This window comes from Citrobacter freundii ATCC 8090 = MTCC 1658 = NBRC 12681, assembly GCF_011064845.1.
GTDB classification, from domain to species: Bacteria; Pseudomonadota; Gammaproteobacteria; order Enterobacterales; family Enterobacteriaceae; genus Citrobacter; species Citrobacter freundii.
The window spans coordinates 117,432-132,415 of sequence record NZ_CP049015.1; the positions used below are offsets into that span (position 1 = coordinate 117,432).

A 14,984-nucleotide genomic window follows, 5' to 3' on the forward strand; every position below is an offset into this window, starting at 1 on the left:
ACTTATCTTCCCAACCACGGCTGTGGATTGACCGCCTGACCCTGGCGACGAATTTCGAAATAGAGTGCCGGCCTGCCCTGACCGCCGCTGCTACCCACTAGTGCTATAGGCTGCCCGGCGCGAACCTGCGTACCGACGCTGACCAGTGCGCTCTGGTTATAACCGTACAGGCTCATATCGCCTTTACCGTGCTCAACGACGACCACCAGGCCATAGCCCTGCAACCAGTCCGCCAGAATGACGCGACCATCGGCAATGGCTTTAACTTCGGTGCCTTCGGATGCGCCAATAACCATCCCCTTCCAACGTAGCTCACCCTGCAGTTGTTCGCCATAACGATGTAGGGTTGGACCCCGAACGGGCCAGAATGCCTGGCCGCGTGGCGAACCCAAACCGCCGGTACGTGACATCAGAGATTTTTCACTTTCGGTCGGTTTGTAGGTTGAGCCTTTCCGTGATGCATCCTGTTGCTTATCGCGTACGGCCTGCGCCTCGCGGGCTTCACGTTCCGCGCGTGCTTTGGCTGCGGCTTCGGCGCGAGCAATGCTGTTGCGCAGGCGCGATTCGTTGGCGCGCATTTCGCCTAGCTGCTGCTGACCCTGTTGAATCGATGATTCCAGACTCGAAAGTGTTTTCTGGCGTTCGTTACGTGCCTGTTCCAGCTTAGCCTGCTGAGCGCGCTGTTCGTACAGTAGCGTCTGCTGTTCGCTTTGCTTATCTTCCAGCTCGGCTTTTTGCGAGTCGACCTCTTCGCGGGTTTGTTTCAGCTGCGCGATAGTTTCTTGCCTCGCCTGGTTCAGGTAGCCGAAATAGGCTTGCAGGCGCTGTCCGCGCTGGCTTTCTTCGCCGCTAAGGATGAGCTGAATACCGGTGTGTTCACCCTGGCGAAACGCGGCGTCTAACTGGGCTGCCAGACTGCGCTCTTGCGCTGCTCGTTGCTTTTCCAGCTTCGCGAGTGCTGCGTTCATCTCTGCGATTTGCGCGTTCAGCTGTGCCAGTGAGTTCTGCGTTTCGCGTAACTGCCTTGCGGCAACGGCGATGGCTTGTTCCTGAGCTTTAAGCTGAGCGAGGAGAGTGGAACGTTGTTGTTGCTGTTGGCGTACCGCGCGTTCTTTTGCCGCGATATCGGCCTGAATAGATTTGAGCTGGTCGCGTTCGTCCGCGTGGGCGGAAAAGGCGCACAGCAATACGCCAGCGCTAAGCGCGCTGGCGTAGAACAAGGGCCTGACTGAAAACTTACGCGGTTTCACGGCCCGAGTGATGGTATTAATCGCCTTTCCCCTCATGGGGAGGGATTATTCCACGATGAACAGCGGCTTACCAGTCATCTCTTGCGGGATTTCCATACCCATCAGCGTCAGCATCGTCGGGGCGATATCAGAAAGTTTGCCGCCTTCGACTGCTTTGACGTTCTTACCACCGACATAAATCAGCGGAACGGGCAGGTTGGTATGTGCAGTATGTGCCTGACCGGTGGACGGATCGCGCATCTGCTCTGCGTTACCGTGGTCTGCGGTGATCAGCAACTGGCCGCCAACGGACTCAACCGCTTTAGTCACCTGCTCAACGCAGTGATCCAGCGCTTCAACCGCTTTAACCGCTGCTTCCATCACCCCGGTGTGACCAACCATGTCGCCGTTCGGGTAGTTACAAATGATGGTGTCGTATTTACCGCTCTCAATCGCTGCAACCAGCTTCTCAGTCAGTTCAGCAGAGCTCATTTCCGGCTGCAGATCGTAGGTCGCAACTTTCGGAGAGTTGATCAGGATGCGGTCTTCGCCTTTGAACGGCTCTTCTACGCCGCCGTTGAAGAAGAAGGTCACGTGCGCATATTTTTCAGTTTCGGAAATACGCAGCTGCGTTTTTTCGTTCTTCGCCATCCACTCACCAAAGGTGTTGGCCAGAGATGCTGGTGGGTAAGCAACCGCAGTTTTGATGTCTGCCGCGTATTCGGTCAGCATCACAAAGTTGAGGTTAACGACTTTCTTACGGGCGAAGCCGTCGAAATCAGCGTTAACAAACGCACGGGTGATTTCACGCGCACGGTCAGCACGGAAGTTCATGAAAATCAGCGTATCGCCATCTTCCATAGCAGCATCTGCCTGACCTTCGGCACGGATCACGGTTGCTTTGACGAATTCGTCGTTCTCGTCGCGGGCATAAGCAGCCTGCAGACCTTCAACCGCCGTAGCGAACTGGAACTCGCCCTTCGCCAGCGTCATCAGATCGTAAGCCTGTTCTACGCGATCCCAACGGTTGTCGCGGTCCATAGCGTAGTAACGACCGATGATGGACGCTACGCGGCCTTTGCCCAGCGCGGCAAATTTCTCTTCAAATTTCTGCAGTGAATGTTCAGCGCTGCGCGGCGGGGTATCACGACCATCAAGGAAAGCGTGCAGATAGATTTTTTCAGCGCCGCGTTCAGCGGCCATTTCTACCATCGCCATGATGTGATCTTCGTGGCTGTGAACGCCGCCAGCAGAGAGCAGACCCATGATGTGTACCGCTTTCCCGGCATTTTTTGCCTGGTCGACCGCATCGGTCAACACCGGGTTAGCGAAGAAAGTACGTTCTTTGATTTCAACGTCCAGACGGGTAAGGTCCTGATACACGATACGGCCCGCGCCCAGGTTGACGTGACCCACTTCGGAGTTGCCCATCTGGCGATCGGGCAGGCCGACTTCCAGACCAGACGCATCAATCAGGGTATGCGGACGTTTTGCCCACAGCGCATCCATTACCGGGGTTTTAGCACTAAAAATGGCGTTATCCTGGCTGTCTTCGCGATAGCCGTAGCCATCCAGAATCACCAGTACCATAGGTTTTTTAGAAACCGACATTGCGACAACCTCACACTCAAGAGATAAAAAATAATTGCGTAATTTTACTACAGCTGAATCGATAAAGTAGCCCCCGAAGATCAAATAATGGGGGATCGCGTGCCAGGGGGAACACCGATTTACATTTTTTTTTCCGTAGCGCCCCGCAAAAATGCAATCCAATGCACGCTCTGGCTGTATTTGCGCCAACGCGCAGGTATACTCCTTTCCTGGTTTTTTTAATCACTGAGTCGGGAGTTGTTACCCCCCATGCAAGAAATTATGCAATTTGTTAGTCGCCACCCTGTCTTGAGTATCGCCTGGATTGCGTTACTGGCGGCTGTATTATTTACCACGTTTAAGAGCCTGACCTCAAAAGTGAAGGTGATTACTCGCGGCGAAGCTACACGTCTTATCAACAAAGAAGACGCCGTTGTTGTGGATTTACGCCAGCGCGACGACTTCCGCAAAGGCCATATCGCAGGCTCCACTAACCTGCTGCCGAGCGAAATCAAAGCCAACAATTTTGGCGAACTTGAAAAACACAAAAACAAACCTGTGATTGTGGTTGATGGTTCAGGCATGCAGTGCCAGGATTCAGCAACTGCGCTGATTAAAGCCGGTTTTGAGCAAGTATCCGTACTGAAAGACGGCGTAGCGGGCTGGAGTGGTGAGAATCTGCCACTGGTTCGCGGCAAGTAATTTACCCATCTTCTTTCATGCCGCAGGGTAAAAAGAACACTGGAGATAAGTCATGGCCAATATTGAGATCTACACCAAAGCAACCTGCCCGTTTTGCCATCGCGCAAAAGCGCTGTTGAACAGCAAGGGTGTGAGTTTCCAGGAGCTTCCGATTGACGGCGATGCCGTGAAGCGTGAAGAGATGATCAAGCGCAGTGGCCGTACGACGGTTCCGCAGATTTTTATTGATGCACAGCACATTGGCGGTTGTGACGACTTGTATGCGTTGGATGCGCGTGGTGGACTGGATCCCCTGCTGCGATAAGGCGTACTGAAAGTATTTAAAGGACAACACTAAGGGTTTTCTAAACATGTCAGAACAAAATAACACTGAAATGGCTTTCCAGATCCAACGTATCTATACCAAGGATGTGTCTTTCGAAGCGCCAAATGCACCGCATGTTTTCCAGAAAGATTGGCAGCCAGAGGTTAAACTTGATCTTGATACCGCATCTACCCAACTGGCAGATGACGTGTATGAAGTAGTGCTGCGTGTCACCGTAACGGCTTCCCTGGGTGAAGAAACTGCGTTCCTGTGCGAAGTTCAGCAGGGCGGTATTTTCTCCATCAGTGGTATCGAAGGGACTCAGATGGCGCATTGCCTGGGCGCATACTGCCCGAACATTCTGTTCCCGTATGCCCGCGAATGCATCACTAGCTTGGTTTCACGCGGTACGTTCCCGCAACTGAACCTTGCGCCGGTCAACTTTGATGCGCTGTTCATGAACTATTTACAGCAGCAGGCTGGCGAAGGTACTGAAGAACATCAGGATGCCTGATGAACCAAAGTAATGCTTCAATGACTGTGATTGGTGCCGGCTCGTACGGCACCGCTCTTGCCATCACCCTGGCAAGAAATGGCCATCAGGTTGTCCTGTGGGGCCATGATCCGAAACATATCGCGACCCTTGAGCACGATCGCTGCAACCTCGCGTTCCTTCCTGATGTGCCTTTTCCTGACACACTGCGCCTGGAAAGTGATTTAGCCACTGCGCTGGCCGCCAGTCGTAATATTCTGGTGGTGGTGCCGAGCCACGTCTTTGGCGAAGTGCTGCGAAACATCAAACCATTGATGCGTCCTGACGCACGACTGGTCTGGGCGACAAAAGGTCTGGAGGCGGAAACGGGGCGTCTGCTGCAGGACGTCGCGCGTGAAGCGCTGGGGGACTCAATTCCACTGGCGGTTATTTCCGGCCCGACGTTCGCCAAAGAGCTGGCTGCGGGCATGCCGACGGCGATTTCTCTGGCCTCGACGGACGACGCCTTTGCTGACGATCTCCAGCAGTTGCTGCACTGCGGCAAAAGCTTTCGCGTTTACAGCAACCCGGATTTCATTGGCGTGCAGCTTGGCGGCGCGGTGAAAAACGTCATTGCGATTGGTGCGGGGATGTCTGACGGCATCGGTTTTGGCGCGAATGCGCGTACCGCATTGATCACCCGTGGACTGACCGAAATGTCTCGCCTTGGCGCGGCGCTGGGTGCCGATCCTGCCACCTTTATGGGGATGGCGGGTTTAGGCGATCTGGTGCTGACCTGTACCGACAACCAGTCGCGTAACCGTCGTTTTGGCATGATGCTCGGCCAGGGTATGGACGTGCAGGGCGCGCAGGACAAGATTGGTCAGGTGGTTGAAGGCTATCGCAATACGAAAGAAGTTCGTGAATTGGCGCACCGTTTTGGTGTCGAGATGCCAATAACCGAGGAAATTTATCAAGTATTGTATTGCGGAAAAAACGCGCGCGAGGCAGCATTGACGTTATTAGGTCGTGCGCGCAAGGACGAGCGAAGCAGCCACTAGCCGTAAGGAACCGTTTCAATCTAACGACCCGACCCGCGAAGAACGGGTCGGTCGTTTTGCTACCTTCTGGAGTACGCAATGCCGTGTGAAGAACTGGATATCGTCTGGAAAAACATTAAAGCGGAAGCCCGGGCACTGGCGGAATGTGAGCCAATGTTGGCCAGTTTTTACCACGCAACGCTGCTCAAACATGAAAATCTCGGCAGTGCGCTAAGCTATATGCTGGCGAATAAACTCGCTTCTCCAATCATGCCCGCCATTGCGATTCGCGAAGTCGTGGAAGAGGCCTATGCCGCCGATCCTGAAATGATTGCCTCAGCGGCCTGTGATATTCAGGCGGTACGTACGCGTGACCCGGCTGTCGATAAATATTCCACCCCACTTCTGTACCTGAAGGGTTTTCATGCGCTTCAGGCCTACCGTATCGGTCACTGGCTGTGGCATCAGGGGCGTCAGGCGCTGGCGATCTTCCTGCAAAATCAGGTGTCCGTTACCTTCCAGGTAGACATTCATCCGGCGGCAAAAATTGGCCGTGGGATTATGCTCGATCACGCAACCGGCATTGTGGTCGGTGAAACGGCAGTGATTGAAAATGATGTCTCTATTCTGCAATCCGTCACGCTAGGCGGGACCGGTAAAGCCGGCGGCGATCGTCATCCGAAAATTCGTGAAGGTGTAATGATTGGCGCGGGAGCAAAAATTCTCGGCAACATTGAAGTCGGGCGCGGCGCGAAGATTGGCGCAGGTTCCGTGGTTTTACAACCGGTACCCCCACATACCACTGCGGCAGGCGTACCTGCACGCATCGTCGGTAAGCCTGACAGCGATAAACCGTCTATGGATATGGATCAGCATTTCAACGGGATTCATCATACTTTCGAATACGGTGATGGCATCTGATTTCGAGCTATGCCCGGCGGCGCAGTGCTTACCGGGCCTACAAATCTCGTAGGTCGGATAAGGCGTCAGCCGCCATCCGACAAAAATCAACTACGCAATACCGCGCCGGGATAACCTAACTGGCGCCAGGCCTCATACACCACCACCGACACCGCATTTGACAGGTTCATGCTGCGACTGTCCGGCATCATCGGAATTCGAATTTTTTGTTCGGCTGGCAGCGCGTCGAGGATGCTGGATGGCAGACCGCGAGTTTCCGGGCCAAACATCAGATAATCCCCATCCTGATAGCTTACTGCGCTATGCGCTGGCGTACCTTTGGTGGTCAGGGCAAACAGACGTTGCGGATTTTCTGCGGCGACGAAGCTGGCGTAATCAGGGTGGCGCAGCACGGCGGTAAACTCATGGTAATCCAGCCCCGCGCGACGCAGGCGCTTGTCGTCCCAGGTAAAGCCCATTGGCTCAACAATATGCAGACGAAAGCCGGTGTTGGCGCAAAGACGGATAATATTGCCGGTATTTGGCGGGATTTCTGGTTCGAATAAAACGATGTTAAGCATACTGCCCCCTTGATAACGGGGGGCAGAATAGCAGAAAGAGCGGGTACTATGCGACGGTCAGCGCGTGCGGTTTATAGCGTTGCAGTTTGTAAATCGTTGCGGCAGCCGCAATCAGCGCCGGAAGGCTGAGGAACATTAATATACTGTCTGCCTGCCATTGCAGGGAAAGCAACTGGGCGCTCATCATCGTTCCGGCTACGCCACCGAAGCGGCCCACGCCCTGCATCCAGGCAATGCCCGTTGCGCGACAGTGGGTCGGATAAAACGTGGCGGCAAGCGTCTGCAGCCCGGACTGCGCGCCGTTCATGGTAATCCCCATCAGGAAGATCAGTGCGCCGAACAAGATGATATGGTTATGTTCAAACCCGAGAGCGAGGGCAAACAGCATCGTCAGAATAAAGCCGAGTGACACCACTTTATGCGCTTCCCAACGGTCCATTAACCAACCGGCCAGCAGGATCCCTGCGGTACCGCCGAAGGTAAACAGTGACGTCAGCCAGGCGGATTCAGCCAGCGGATAGCCCATTCCCAGCATCAGCGTTGGCATCCAGCTCAACAGCACGTAGTAGATAACCAATCCCATAAAGTAGGTCATCCAGAGCATCAGCGTGCCCGGCAGCCAGGGCATACTGAATAGCTGTGCCACGCTGCCTTTTTTGACCGTGACGCGGTCTTCATCCAGATAAAACTGGGTAACCTGTTCCAGACTTCCCGACATAAAGCGTTGAGCAATGCGTTTAACCTGTGCAACCCCTTTACCGCGGTGAACCAGATACTTCACCGACTCCGGCAGGAACAGCACCAACAATACGGTGAGGGCCAGCGGGGCGATCGCACCGGCAAGCAGGACGCTGTGCCAGCCGTAGTTGGGGATAAGCCAGGAGGAGATCACCCCGCCGCCTGCAGCCCCTAACGGAAAGCCGCAGTACATGGTGTTAATCGCCATTGAACGACAGCGTTTTGGTGCAAATTCTGACACCAGGGTGATGGCATTGGGCATTGCCGCGCCAAGACCCAGCCCGGTGAGAAAGCGCCAAAATGTGAGCATATTCAGCGTCTGGGCATAGGCAGTTCCCAGACTGGCGAGGCCAAAAAACAGACAGGAAAAGACCAGCACGCGTTTACGGCCCATACGATCGGAAATCGGCCCGGCCAGCAGTGCACCAAATGACAGGCCCAATAGCGCGGCGCTTAACACCGGTCCGAGATCCTGTTTCTTGATGCCCCAGTCGGCTGAGAGCGTGGGCGCAATATAGCCCATCGCCGCCGTATCGAAGCCGTCGATGGCCAGGACCAGAAAACCCAGGACAATAATGACCCAGTGGAAGCGCGAAAAAGGACTGTCATCTATCGCCTGCTGGATATTCACTTTTCCGGAATAAGCCATGTTACCCTCGCCCGTTATGATGGTTGTTATCTGTATATTTCGCCCTTGTATTAGCTTGTATATACATCTGACAGGTGGATAAAAACTTGTCAAATATATTGGTTATAAATGTTAATTGGTCGTTATTTTTGGATAAAAAATGGTCGAGCTGAGAACAGACCGACCATGCAGAAAGTGGGTTTTATGGGGATATTGTTACGCCGCGCTACCCTGAACCAGAGGTGCCAGCGCAGCAGGCAGGCTTTTTCCCAGTTCTTGTACCAGCGAATCATGACTGATTTCGCTAATCGATTTTGCACCGGTCAGGGTCATTGCCACCTTCATCTCTTTCTCGATCAGATTCAGCAGATTCGCTACCCCGGCCTGACCGTGGGTTGCCAGCGCGTACAGATAAGCACGTCCCAGCAGAACACTATCCGCGCCCAGCGCAATCATGCGTACGACGTCCAGACCGTTGCGGATCCCGCTGTCTGCCAGAATGGTGATATCACCTTTTACCGCATCGGCAATAGCGGGTAACGCGCGAGCTGAAGACAGCACGCCGTCTAACTGGCGACCACCGTGGTTAGAGACAACGATGCCATCAGCGCCGAAGCGTACGGCGTCTCGGGCATCTTCAGGATCGAGGATCCCTTTGATCACCATCGGACCATCCCAAAATTCGCGGATCCACTCGAGGTCTTTCCAGGAAATCGACGGATCGAAATTATTCGCCAGCCAGCCGATGTAGTCTTCAAGGCCGGTGGGTTTGCCAAGATAGGTCGAGATATTGCCTAAATCATGCGGGCGACCGTTCAGGCCAACGTCCCATGCCCATTGTGGATGGGTGACTGCCTGCCAGTAGCGACGCAGTGCCGCATTTGGACCGCTCATCCCGGAATGGGCATCACGGTAGCGTGCGCCAGGTGTTGGCATATCGACGGTAAAGACCAGCGTGGAGCAACCTGCCGCTTTAGCTCGTTCCAGGGCGTTACGCATAAAGCCGCGATCGCGCAGAACATACAGCTGAAACCACATCGGACGCTTGATAGTTGGGGCGACTTCTTCAATCGGGCATACGGATACTGTGGAAAGCGTAAACGGAATGCCTTTGGCATCAGCGGCGGCGGCGGCCTGAACTTCGCCCCGACGCGCATACATGCCGCACAGACCGACAGGTGCAAGGGCCACCGGCATGGAGAGCGTTTCGTTGAACAGTTTTGTCTCCAGGCTCAGGTCGGACATATTCTTCAGCACGCGCTGGCGAAGGGCCACCTCCGACAGGTCTGCCACGTTACGGCGCAAAGTGTGCTCTGCATACGCCCCACCGTCAATATAGTGGAACAAGAAGGGGGGTAGGATGCGCTGGGCTGCGGCGCGATAGTCGCTGGCTGCTGAAATAATCATGTGTTGTTCTCCCTGCTATTCTCACCAGGGTCACCGGGCAGGCGGGTGATTCGCGCCTGGCGGGCCTGATCTTCATCAAATCGTTTAATCGTGGTGTGGACAAAACTGAGGTGCGCCATCATCGCTTTACGCGCGCCGTCGGCATCTCCGGCAACAATCGCATCCAGTACGGCCTGATGCTGTGCCGTTAGCTGTGAAAATACGGGCGGCACGAGGTACATTCGCTGGCGGCTCTGTTTCACCGAAGACTGCAATACGTCGAAGAAACCGCGCATGGTCTGTAACAGCACCACGTTGTGTGAGGCCTCCGCAATGGCGAGATGAAAGCGAACGTCTGCCTGCGAGGCGAGATCTGGATCTTCGCTTTGTGTGGCCTCGAAACAGAGCCTGATCTTCTCTTTGTCGGCAGCAGTGGCACGCATAGCTGCGTGCCAGGCGGTGCTGGCTTCGATGGCGTGGCGGGCTTCGAGAATATCGAAGCTGTAATCAGGGTCATCCGCCATCAGGCTTTTCAGTGGCTGTACAATGTTTTGTTCGGACCACGCTTCATGCTGCCAGCGGATAAACGTCCCACCGCCACGACGGCTAATCAGCACGCCTTCACTTACCAGCTTTGCTAGCGCCTCGCGCAGCGAATTGCGCGACACGCCAAGCTGTACGGCCAGCTGGCGCTCAGCGGGCAACTTCATGCCCGCTTCCAGCTGTTGTTCTTCAATCAGCGCCCGCACACGAGATGCGACCTCGTCTGACAGGCGTCTGGGCATCACAATCATGGAATCATCCAGGTTAAGACATAGGCCTGCAGCGTGGTAATCACACCCACCATGCAGGTGAAAATCAGACTGTGCTTCACGGTAAAGCGGAACAGGTCAGACTCTTTTCCCACTAATCCCACTGCCGCACAGGCGATAGCGATAGATTGCGGAGAGATCATCTTTCCGGTCACGCCGCCGGTGGTATTTGCAGCCACCATCAATACATCCGAAACACCGATTTGCTGAGCGGCCGTGGCCTGTAGGGCGGCAAACAGTGCGTTTGATGAGGTGTCGGATCCAGTCAGGAATACCCCCAGCCAGCCGAGGAACGGCGAAAAGAAGGTAAATGCGCTGCCGGTGTGCGCCAGGGCCAATGCCAGGGTGGATGAAAGCCCGGAGTAGTTAGAGATAAAGGCGAATGCCAGCACCATCCCGATGGAGTAGATAGGTAGCGCCAGATCTTTCAGCGTGCTACCAAAGGTCTGAAGCGCAGCAGACGGCTTCATCTTCAGCCAGACGATGGACAGTAGGGCGGCAAACAGTATTGCGGTACCGGTCGCGGAGAACCAGTCAAATTTGTACACCGCCGCGTAGGCTGTGGCTTCGTGTACGACCGGCGGCATACGGGCAACCAGCTTGTCGAGGAACGGAACCGGAATATTGACTACCCAGTGGTACATCGCGCCGCCTGGCGCAAACAGCGCTTTAAACGGCGGTATACTCCACAGCGTGACGGTAGCTGTCAGGAACAGGAACGGCGACCAGGCGCGGATGATTTGCCCGGCGGTGTAGCGGGTGCGCGACAGATCCATATCGACCTGCGAAGCGCCCATATCACCAAAGCGGAAGATGCGTACCGGCTGCCAGCGCTTCAGGAACAGCGTCAGACAGACCAGGGAAACCAGAGAAGAGATGATGTCCGGCAGTTCCGGTCCGATAAAGTTAGAGCTGAGATACTGCGCGATAGCAAACGAGCCGCCAGCGACCATCACCGCAGGCCAGGTTTCTTTCACGCCACGCCAGCCATCCATAATCGCCATAATCCAGAACAGCACGATAATGGTCAGGAACGGCAGTTGACGGCCCACCATCTGGCCAATCTCGAAGCTGTCCAGCCCGGTAACCTGACCGGCAACCAGAATCGGAATGCCCATTGCCCCAAAAGCGACTGGAGCGGTGTTTACGATCAAGCACAAACCTGCCGCATACAGCGGGTTAAAGCCAAGGCCAACCAGCAGTGCGGCGGTAATCGCTACCGGAGCACCGAAGCCTGCCGCCCCTTCGAGGAATGCCCCAAAGGAGAAACCGACAATCAGCATTTGCAGACGCTGGTCTGGGGTAATCGAGAGTATCGAGGAGCGGATAATGTCGAACTGCCCGGTCTTCACCGAGATTTTATAGACGAATACCGCGGCGATAATGATCCAGGCAATTGGCCACAGACCGTAGAAGAAACCGTACACTACGGATGCCAGAGCGTGATCGACCGGCATTTTGTAAAACAGCAGGGCGACCGACAAAGCGATCACCACCGTCCATGACGCCGCAACGTAGCCTTTCAGCTTGAGCTTAATCAGGGCGAAGAAAAAGAACAGGATAGGGAGCGATGCGATCAGACTGGAAAGCCAGATGTTACCGGCCGGGTCGTAGTTCTGTTGCCAGAGATTCATTGCAGGTCTCCTGGGGGCCGCCGACATAATGGAATGAGTCTTTGCTCAAATCTTCGTCACATTATGTGTAAAAGTGGCCCTGCCAATATTGTTGTGTAGGGGTAATGACAATGAATGGTTAATCAAATGTTATTTATTGGCAACGGTATTGTACGCACATTTTAATGAAATGTGAGGTGCTGGTATGATCTGGCTAAAATTGGTAGGGCCAATTGCGAGGGGGAAGTGAAGGACCGGGCAAGCGGATGTTGCCCGGTGGGAGATCAGAACTCGCTCTTCGCGAAGCCCGTCATCTCTTTCAGGCCCATTTCACGGCCAAGCTCGGTCATCGGGTGAACGACAATCAGGCCGCGCACGCTCTTCTTCAGCTTGCCCATGTCGGCCTGTTCTTTTTTGGTGATGGTACGACGGAAAGGGAGTTTCGTCAGCTTTTGCGCTTCTTTGCTCAGCTTCTGACCATGGACTTCACGCAGACGTGCAATCTCGTTTTCCAGAGTTTCTTTCTCTTGCTCTAGCTCGGCATATTTGTCGGCGGCTTCAACCAGAGACAGGTCAGCCTGCTGGTGGCGGATAGCGTCCAGACGATCGCTCAGGCGTTTAATTTCGTTTTTTTCGACTTCTTTCATAGGATAGCTTCTGATAAAAATAGGATGAATATCCTATAGTATGCGCGCAGAGCGGGATTATTCACAACTAATCGAAGATAAATAATCAAATGTTGCAAGTATTATTCAGCTAATGAAAATATTACTATTTTGATTAATAAGGAATTTTAAGCGATAAGATCGACCATGGCGCATTTTGTTGGCGGGTTCATAGTGAAGCACGTTTTCCTTAATGTAATTGCCAAACCGATCCTAAACTTAAATGATCAACCGCGCAGGCTGAGCGCGGTTAATACATGGAGGAGGGAAGATTATGGCGAAAATAGGTGAGAACGTTTCGGCTCTAATTGATAAGACGGTCGATTTTATGGCTTCAAGCCAGGCTTTTCGCGAGTATCTGAATAAAACACCGCCACGCAACGTTGTCCCTTCTGAAATACCGCAGGAGAATGCGCAGTTGTATCTGCAACGTCTGGCGTACTATCGGCAGCTTTATCGACCGCAGCAGGAAGAGAAATAAGCAAGCATCGTCTTATTTTTGAAAGGCTTTTTTTAAGCTGATTTTAGAAATCAGCTCGGTCAGGGAAAGTACCATCGTGGAGCGCACCATCTGCTGGTAGCGCTGGATCTGCATCGCGTGCAGACCTGAGTCTGAGGTATCAAACTGCGGTGGCGGCGGGAGTGCCGTCACGCAGTGGAGTTCGCCAAACGGACCAAGAATTTCATCGTCGGTGAACGCATATTCATTGCCGTCATGGTTTAACTCTTCCCGCAGCGCCATCAGAAGCTCGGCGTCTTCATACTCCGGCCGGCTGAGTACGCCCAGACCGTAGATGAGCTTCAGGCGAACGGAAAGATCGCCCAGCGGACCGTCGCCGTCAAGCAGTGGTTCTACAGCATATTTCACCGCATAGTCGTCTTTGCGAAATACCTGAAGCACAAGAATATTCACCGCCTCGGTGAGCAGTTCTACGGCGGTGATGAGGAAGCTGCGTACGGTTTTGCCAGCATTCAGACGCTCAAGCACACGATTTTCAAAGGCCTGCGTTTGTTCCATTATTGCCTGCATATCTGACAATCTATTATTCAGGCGCAGGATATCCTGCGCCAGGTCCTGCATCATTTCTTTGCGTTATACGCGTTAACAGCCTCAAGCACGACATCGCTGTTGGCATCCAGCCCGGAAACTTGCGCCAGCGCGGCCTGCGGACCTTTTTCGTCAATCAGCGCGGCCAGTTCCTGTGCCTGCGGATCTTCTTCGCTGCGATAGTGCATCGCTGCCGCAATACCGATAACCAGATTCGCATGCGGCAAACCATACTCCAGCGTACCCAGCAGCGGTTTAATCAGACGATCTCCCGCGCTCAGCTTACGCAGCGGCTGACGACCCACGCGCTCAACGTCATCTTTCAGATACGGGTTTTCAAAGCGGCCGAGGATTTTCTGAATGTATGCCGCATGTTTTGCTGCATCAAAACCATAGCGTGTGATCAGTACCGCGCCGCTCTCTTCCATCGCACCTTTTACCACTGCGCGGATTTTCTCGTCGAGAATCGCGTCACGGATGGTCTGATGACCGGTCAATTTTCCGAGGTACGCGGTTATAGCATGCCCGGTGTTCAGCGTGAAGAGTTTACGTTCGACAAATGCCATTAGGTTATCAGTTAATTCCATTCCTGGGATATTTGGTAGTTCACCTTTGAACTGTGTTTTGTCGACAATCCACTCACTGAAGGTTTCTACGGTAACTTCCAGCGGGTCATTGGTTGCTGAAGCCGAAGGCGGAACAATGCGGTCCACGGCGGAATCGACGAAGCCAACATGTTCTTCAACCCAAGCTTTGTCTTCATCTGCCAGCGCGTTCATTACATGGCCTTTCAACTGGGTCGTTCCGCGCACCATGTTTTCACAGGCGATGATATTCAGCGGAGTAGCTATGCCCTGTGCCTTGCGTTTAACCAGCCCTTTGGCGATGGCCGGAGCGATACGCTCAAGCACGACCGGACCGACGGCGGTAGTGACTAAATCTACATGGGCAATCAGGTCGACGACATCATCGCCGATGCTGCTCACGGCGTTGACGCCGGAGACGGTATCAACCTGTTCGTTTTCACCTACGACATGAACCTGATAGCTATGACGGGCATTCAGGGCATCGAGCACGACCTGATTTACATCCGCGAACGTCAGCTGTATCCCCGCGTCCGCCAGCAGTTTGCCGATAAAGCCACGACCGATATTACCTGCGCCAAAATGTAATGCTTTCATAGTATTAACCTTCATCAATGTTTTTACCCAAGAGGGCTGGGGTGAGGCTTTTCCCTCAACCTAACCCTCTCCACAAGGGAGAGGATATCGCCTTC

General features: G+C 54.0%; 16 protein-coding genes. 6 read left to right on the forward strand and 10 right to left on the reverse strand.

The features are described 5' to 3' along the window. Nucleotides 1-2: 2 nt before the first annotated feature. Both envC and gpmM read right to left on the reverse strand, forming a co-directional pair. Nucleotides 3-1,262 (reverse strand): murein hydrolase activator EnvC, encoded by a 1,260-nt coding sequence (envC, locus tag G4551_RS00575; RefSeq protein ID WP_229235822.1) that lies wholly within the window; start codon nt 1,260-1,262, stop codon nt 3-5. A 33-nt stretch (nt 1,263-1,295) separates the two neighbouring features. Next, nucleotides 1,296-2,840: a 2,3-bisphosphoglycerate-independent phosphoglycerate mutase gene (gene gpmM / locus G4551_RS00580; RefSeq protein WP_003837640.1), complete on the reverse strand. Its 1,545-nt coding sequence runs from the start codon at nt 2,838-2,840 to the stop codon at nt 1,296-1,298. 249 nt (nt 2,841-3,089) lie between these two features. On the opposite strand from gpmM, the gene G4551_RS00585 reads away from it, so the two are divergent. From G4551_RS00585 to cysE, 5 genes are all read left to right on the forward strand, one after another. Continuing rightward, nucleotides 3,090-3,521 (forward strand): rhodanese-like domain-containing protein, encoded by a 432-nt coding sequence (locus G4551_RS00585; RefSeq protein ID WP_003024148.1) that lies wholly within the window; start codon nt 3,090-3,092, stop codon nt 3,519-3,521. Nucleotides 3,522-3,573: 52 nt separating this feature from the next. Next, nucleotides 3,574-3,825: a glutaredoxin 3 gene (grxC, locus tag G4551_RS00590; protein ID WP_003024152.1), complete on the forward strand. Its 252-nt coding sequence runs from the start codon at nt 3,574-3,576 to the stop codon at nt 3,823-3,825. A 46-nt stretch (nt 3,826-3,871) separates the two neighbouring features. Further along, a complete protein-coding gene (gene secB, locus G4551_RS00595; RefSeq protein ID WP_003024155.1) occupies nt 3,872-4,339 on the forward strand; it encodes a protein-export chaperone SecB in 468 nt (155 codons plus the stop codon). Further along, a complete protein-coding gene (gene gpsA / locus G4551_RS00600) occupies nt 4,339-5,358 on the forward strand; it encodes an NAD(P)H-dependent glycerol-3-phosphate dehydrogenase (RefSeq protein WP_003837641.1) in 1,020 nt (339 codons plus the stop codon). Before secB ends, gpsA begins: the two co-directional genes overlap by 1 nt. Before the next feature lie 78 nt (nt 5,359-5,436). Next, nucleotides 5,437-6,258, forward strand: a complete 822-nt coding sequence (gene cysE, locus G4551_RS00605) for a serine O-acetyltransferase (RefSeq protein ID WP_003024160.1) — start codon at nt 5,437-5,439, stop codon at nt 6,256-6,258. An 86-nt stretch (nt 6,259-6,344) separates the two neighbouring features. Here cysE and trmL read toward each other — a convergent pair whose 3' ends face one another. From trmL to G4551_RS00635, 6 genes are all read right to left on the reverse strand, one after another. Next, nucleotides 6,345-6,818: a tRNA (uridine(34)/cytosine(34)/5-carboxymethylaminomethyluridine(34)-2'-O)-methyltransferase TrmL gene (trmL, locus tag G4551_RS00610; RefSeq protein ID WP_003837643.1), complete on the reverse strand. Its 474-nt coding sequence runs from the start codon at nt 6,816-6,818 to the stop codon at nt 6,345-6,347. Between the two features lie 46 nt (nt 6,819-6,864). Next, nucleotides 6,865-8,205, reverse strand: coding sequence for an MFS transporter (locus tag G4551_RS00615; RefSeq protein WP_003837645.1), 1,341 nt, complete (start codon nt 8,203-8,205; stop codon nt 6,865-6,867). Between the two features lie 195 nt (nt 8,206-8,400). Continuing rightward, nucleotides 8,401-9,591 carry an FMN-dependent L-lactate dehydrogenase LldD gene (gene lldD / locus G4551_RS00620; protein WP_003837647.1) on the reverse strand — a complete coding sequence of 397 codons (1,191 nt, stop codon included), beginning with the start codon at nt 9,589-9,591 and terminating at the stop codon, nt 8,401-8,403. After that, nucleotides 9,588-10,364, reverse strand: coding sequence for a transcriptional regulator LldR (lldR, locus tag G4551_RS00625; protein WP_003837649.1), 777 nt, complete (start codon nt 10,362-10,364; stop codon nt 9,588-9,590). The genes lldD and lldR overlap by 4 nt, the downstream gene beginning before the upstream one ends. Further along, on the reverse strand, nt 10,361-12,016 hold the full coding sequence (lldP, locus tag G4551_RS00630; protein WP_003837651.1) for an L-lactate permease: 1,656 nt from the start codon (nt 12,014-12,016) through the stop codon (nt 10,361-10,363). Before lldP ends, lldR begins: the two co-directional genes overlap by 4 nt. Nucleotides 12,017-12,279: 263 nt before the next feature. Further along, nucleotides 12,280-12,642, reverse strand: coding sequence for a YibL family ribosome-associated protein (locus G4551_RS00635; RefSeq protein WP_003024174.1), 363 nt, complete (start codon nt 12,640-12,642; stop codon nt 12,280-12,282). Between the two features lie 292 nt (nt 12,643-12,934). Between G4551_RS00635 and G4551_RS00640 the strand changes: the two genes are divergently transcribed. Next, nucleotides 12,935-13,141 (forward strand): hypothetical protein, encoded by a 207-nt coding sequence (locus G4551_RS00640; protein ID WP_003024176.1) that lies wholly within the window; start codon nt 12,935-12,937, stop codon nt 13,139-13,141. Between the two features lie 12 nt (nt 13,142-13,153). On the opposite strand, the gene mtlR is transcribed toward G4551_RS00640, so the two are convergent. Together mtlR and mtlD are read right to left on the reverse strand one after the other, a co-directional pair. After that, on the reverse strand, nt 13,154-13,741 hold the full coding sequence (mtlR, locus tag G4551_RS00645; RefSeq protein WP_003024179.1) for a mannitol operon repressor MtlR: 588 nt from the start codon (nt 13,739-13,741) through the stop codon (nt 13,154-13,156). Continuing rightward, nucleotides 13,741-14,889: a mannitol-1-phosphate 5-dehydrogenase gene (gene mtlD / locus G4551_RS00650; RefSeq protein ID WP_003837656.1), complete on the reverse strand. Its 1,149-nt coding sequence runs from the start codon at nt 14,887-14,889 to the stop codon at nt 13,741-13,743. Before mtlD ends, mtlR begins: the two co-directional genes overlap by 1 nt. Nucleotides 14,890-14,984: the final 95 nt, after the last annotated feature.

What these genes read in the sequence shown, in the direction of transcription:
- gpmM (WP_003837640.1), bottom strand. Translation starts at nt 2,840, where the DNA reads ATGTCGGTTTCTAAAAAACCTATGGTACTGGTGATTCTGGATGGCTAC.
- G4551_RS00585 (WP_003024148.1), top strand. Translation starts at nt 3,090, where the DNA reads ATGCAAGAAATTATGCAATTTGTTAGTCGCCACCCTGTCTTGAGTATC.
- grxC (WP_003024152.1), top strand. Translation starts at nt 3,574, where the DNA reads ATGGCCAATATTGAGATCTACACCAAAGCAACCTGCCCGTTTTGCCAT.
- secB (WP_003024155.1), top strand. Translation starts at nt 3,872, where the DNA reads ATGTCAGAACAAAATAACACTGAAATGGCTTTCCAGATCCAACGTATC.
- gpsA (WP_003837641.1), top strand. Translation starts at nt 4,339, where the DNA reads ATGAACCAAAGTAATGCTTCAATGACTGTGATTGGTGCCGGCTCGTAC.
- cysE (WP_003024160.1), top strand. Translation starts at nt 5,437, where the DNA reads ATGCCGTGTGAAGAACTGGATATCGTCTGGAAAAACATTAAAGCGGAA.
- trmL (WP_003837643.1), bottom strand. Translation starts at nt 6,818, where the DNA reads ATGCTTAACATCGTTTTATTCGAACCAGAAATCCCGCCAAATACCGGC.
- G4551_RS00615 (WP_003837645.1), bottom strand. Translation starts at nt 8,205, where the DNA reads ATGGCTTATTCCGGAAAAGTGAATATCCAGCAGGCGATAGATGACAGT.
- lldD (WP_003837647.1), bottom strand. Translation starts at nt 9,591, where the DNA reads ATGATTATTTCAGCAGCCAGCGACTATCGCGCCGCAGCCCAGCGCATC.
- lldR (WP_003837649.1), bottom strand. Translation starts at nt 10,364, where the DNA reads ATGATTGTGATGCCCAGACGCCTGTCAGACGAGGTCGCATCTCGTGTG.
- lldP (WP_003837651.1), bottom strand. Translation starts at nt 12,016, where the DNA reads ATGAATCTCTGGCAACAGAACTACGACCCGGCCGGTAACATCTGGCTT.
- G4551_RS00635 (WP_003024174.1), bottom strand. Translation starts at nt 12,642, where the DNA reads ATGAAAGAAGTCGAAAAAAACGAAATTAAACGCCTGAGCGATCGTCTG.
- G4551_RS00640 (WP_003024176.1), top strand. Translation starts at nt 12,935, where the DNA reads ATGGCGAAAATAGGTGAGAACGTTTCGGCTCTAATTGATAAGACGGTC.
- mtlR (WP_003024179.1), bottom strand. Translation starts at nt 13,741, where the DNA reads ATGCAGGACCTGGCGCAGGATATCCTGCGCCTGAATAATAGATTGTCA.
- mtlD (WP_003837656.1), bottom strand. Translation starts at nt 14,889, where the DNA reads ATGAAAGCATTACATTTTGGCGCAGGTAATATCGGTCGTGGCTTTATC.